Origin of the sequence: Armatimonas sp., from assembly GCF_043760365.1 — a bacterium.
Taxonomy (GTDB): domain Bacteria; phylum Armatimonadota; class Armatimonadia; order Armatimonadales; family Armatimonadaceae; genus Armatimonas.
Genome location: NZ_JAYUPA010000979.1, coordinates 1 through 2,749, shown reverse-complemented (window position 1 = coordinate 2,749; position 2,749 = coordinate 1). Strand labels below are relative to the sequence as shown.

At 50.5% G+C, this 2,749-nt stretch carries 3 protein-coding genes and 1 pseudogene; 1 reads left to right on the top strand and 3 read right to left on the bottom strand.

The window, feature by feature from the left end; translation table 11 throughout:
* The coding region (locus ACH2EH_RS24760) for a transposase (RefSeq protein ID WP_395146027.1) at window positions 1-655 on the top strand (655 nt) is incomplete at its 5' end.
* A 113-nt stretch (window positions 656-768) separates the two neighbouring features.
* On the opposite strand, the gene ACH2EH_RS24755 is transcribed toward ACH2EH_RS24760, so the two are convergent.
* From ACH2EH_RS24755 to ACH2EH_RS24745, 3 genes and pseudogenes are all read right to left on the bottom strand, one after another.
* The gene (locus ACH2EH_RS24755) at window positions 769-1,170 is read right to left on the bottom strand and encodes a hypothetical protein (RefSeq protein WP_395146025.1); all 402 of its coding nucleotides are present in this window, start codon (window positions 1,168-1,170) and stop codon (window positions 769-771) included.
* A gap of 193 nt (window positions 1,171-1,363) precedes the next feature.
* Entirely contained in the window at window positions 1,364-2,374 is a 1,011-nt protein-coding gene (locus ACH2EH_RS24750) for an isocitrate dehydrogenase (NAD(+)) (RefSeq protein WP_395146023.1), read from the bottom strand.
* A gap of 30 nt (window positions 2,375-2,404) precedes the next feature.
* Window positions 2,405-2,749 (bottom strand): annotated as a pseudogene (locus ACH2EH_RS24745) (hypothetical protein); the annotation flags it as partial.

Genomic DNA, 2,749 nt, shown 5'->3' with positions numbered 1-2,749 from the left:
TGAACGAATACAACTACTAGAACGGTTTATAAAAATATTTGGTGCTCAAAATTGCAGAAATTTATTTGCAGATCGTGAATTTGCAGGTAGAGATTTTCTAAAATGGCTTGAAGACAATAATATCCAGTATTGTATTCGGTTGAAATCTAACATTGGCATTACCAACAATAAAAATAAACTTCTTCATGCCTGTGAGTATTTTAAAAATTCTGTAGGTTTAGAGACGGTACTTGGCTATCGTAAAGTATTTGGTAAATCAAGATTTGTCACAGGTACTCGATTAGCAGATGGAGACTATTTGATTGTGGTGAGTCCTCTCGAAGTTGATCTGGAAGAATATGCTCTGCGATGGGGCATTGAAACCATGTTTGGCTCCTTCAAAACCCGTGGTTTTAATTTGGAGGCCACTCATGTAACGAATGTGGATCGCTTGAGTAATTTGATTGCGCTGATGGCTATCGCTTACACTTGGGCGGGTGCTTTTGGCACTTGGGTATCCACTCAGGTAAAATTACGTTGCCTAAAGCATAAACGTGCGCCCATCTGCCTGTTCCGCCTCGGCCTGGACGCGCTCCAGAATTGGATGATTTCTCTGTGTAGAACTATCAAGGAATGTCAGAGAGAGAAGGCGATACAATTTTTGTCCTGTACTTAGGAAGTGAGATTAGCGTCTACGCCAAGATTAGCGTCTACGCTTAAAATGAAGAGTACAGTATCCTCTGTTGCAGTGCAAGTTTTTTTTGTGCTTCAACAGAGGATTTTCTATATTTATCCCTTGCTTGGTTTCTTACGCTCGCTGGTGCGGGTACCACCAACGGCTTCGTACTCAGGAGAGTTGCGCCCAAACTTTCCGATGACTTTGGCAAGAACTCGACTTGAAAGATCTTTGATTTGTGCATCAATAGCATCCAATTCGTTAGAGATTCTATCGGCTTCGGCAAGTTTTTGATTGTATATTGTGAGCTTTGCTTCCGATTGGGTCATGAGCTGATCAATTGCAGCAACACTTACTCCATCTCCCAAATCTAGATTTTCTGAAAGAGACTTCATGCCAGAGAGTCGAACCCGAAGCTGATCCACTATAGGTGACGAAGAACGTTTACGAATTGCCATTTTTATTTTCCTTTTGAGAAGTTTTGAAAGTAAAAACTCCTCGGATAATTTTATCACGAGGAGTTTTATTTTGTGTAACTTCTTGATTGAGAAATTAATACTGAAGCTTAATCATGACCACAGACTCAAAACCCAGCGCATCTCAACGCCTCCCTACTTCCCATGGGCGGCACGCCCTTCGTGTCCGAGGCACGAGGACAATAACACGCCCCCGTTCATGGGGGCGATCTAATGGGGGCGATCTCGCGGTCTAAAACGCCCCGATCACCGCTTTCACGAACTCCGCCGTATTGGCGCTGCCACCGAGGTCTTTGGTGACGTGCTTGCCTTCCTCGAAGACCGCAAAGAGCGCGTTCTCGATGCGATTGGCCGCGTCTATCTCGCCAAGCTGACGGAGCATCAAAATAGACGACATCACGATGGCTGTTGGGTTGGCGAGGCCCTTGCCCGCAATATCCGGGGCCGTGCCATGAACGGCTTCGTAGACAATCGCGTCCACGCCGATATTGGCCGAGCCCGTCACGCCCAGGCCGCCGACCAAGCCACTCACGAGGTCGCTGATGATGTCACCGTAGAGGTTCTCCATCACCATCACATCAAACTGCTGGGGGCGCGTGACGAGCTGCATGCAGCAGTTGTCCACGATCACCTCGTTGTACTCGATCTCAGGGTACTCCCGCGCCACCCGGCGGCAACAGTCTAAAAACAGCCCGTCGGAGAGCTTCATGATATTGGCTTTATGAACGGAGCTGACTTTTTTACGGCCATTGTTCCGAGCGTACTCAAAGGCGAACTTCGCGATGCGCGTGCTGGCCTGCTCCGTGATGATCTTGATGCTCTCGACTACCCCAGGCACGACCACGTGCTCGATTCCCGCGTAGAGATCCTCACTGTTCTCCCGCACCACGACAATATCAATGCCTGGAAACGGAGTTTTAACTCCGGGGATGCTCTTGGCTGGCCGGACATTGGCGTAGAGGCCCAAGCGCTTTCGCAAGGCCACGTTCACCGACGGAAACCCGCCCCCGACGGGCGTCCCAATGGGGCCCTTGAGGGCGATGTGGTTCTTGACAATGGAGTTCACAACGCTCTCGGGCAGCGGTGTCCCGAAGCGCGTGATGATGTCCGCACCAGCGTCTTGCCGGTCCCATAAAAACGAAATCCCCGCCGCCGCCAGAATTTCAAGGGCGGCATCGGTCACCTCCGGCCCAATCCCATCGCCGGGAATCAGGGTCGCGGAGTAAGTTTTAGCTTTGCTCATGCCTTGATTATGGCAGGAATGCGAGGTTTCTCACACCACAAGCGGCTGGCTAAGGTTTTGTGACTGACCAATTCCGAGAATCTTTATCTTGACATTGCCCGCCAGCATCGCGGCATTGGGTGGAATACGCTGCGCCTCGATCAGTGCGACCTGGCCCGCCCGCACGAGAAGAAAGCCCTCAGGGGAGACTTCGCACCAAGCGTTCTCATCCACACCGATTCCCATAATGCTGAACGAGTTGGAGAGAACCATGTTTATCAGCCGCTGGGTGCGCTGGCGGACAAAGAAGTGGGTATCTACAATTGCATGGGGCAGTGCGCCTAGTCCGGGCTTGACTGCGACACTGCCCTTGCGCATGGTCTTGCTGTCGCCCTC

What these genes read in the sequence shown, in the direction of transcription:
- ACH2EH_RS24750 (WP_395146023.1), bottom strand. Translation starts at nt 2,374, where the DNA reads ATGAGCAAAGCTAAAACTTACTCCGCGACCCTGATTCCCGGCGATGGG.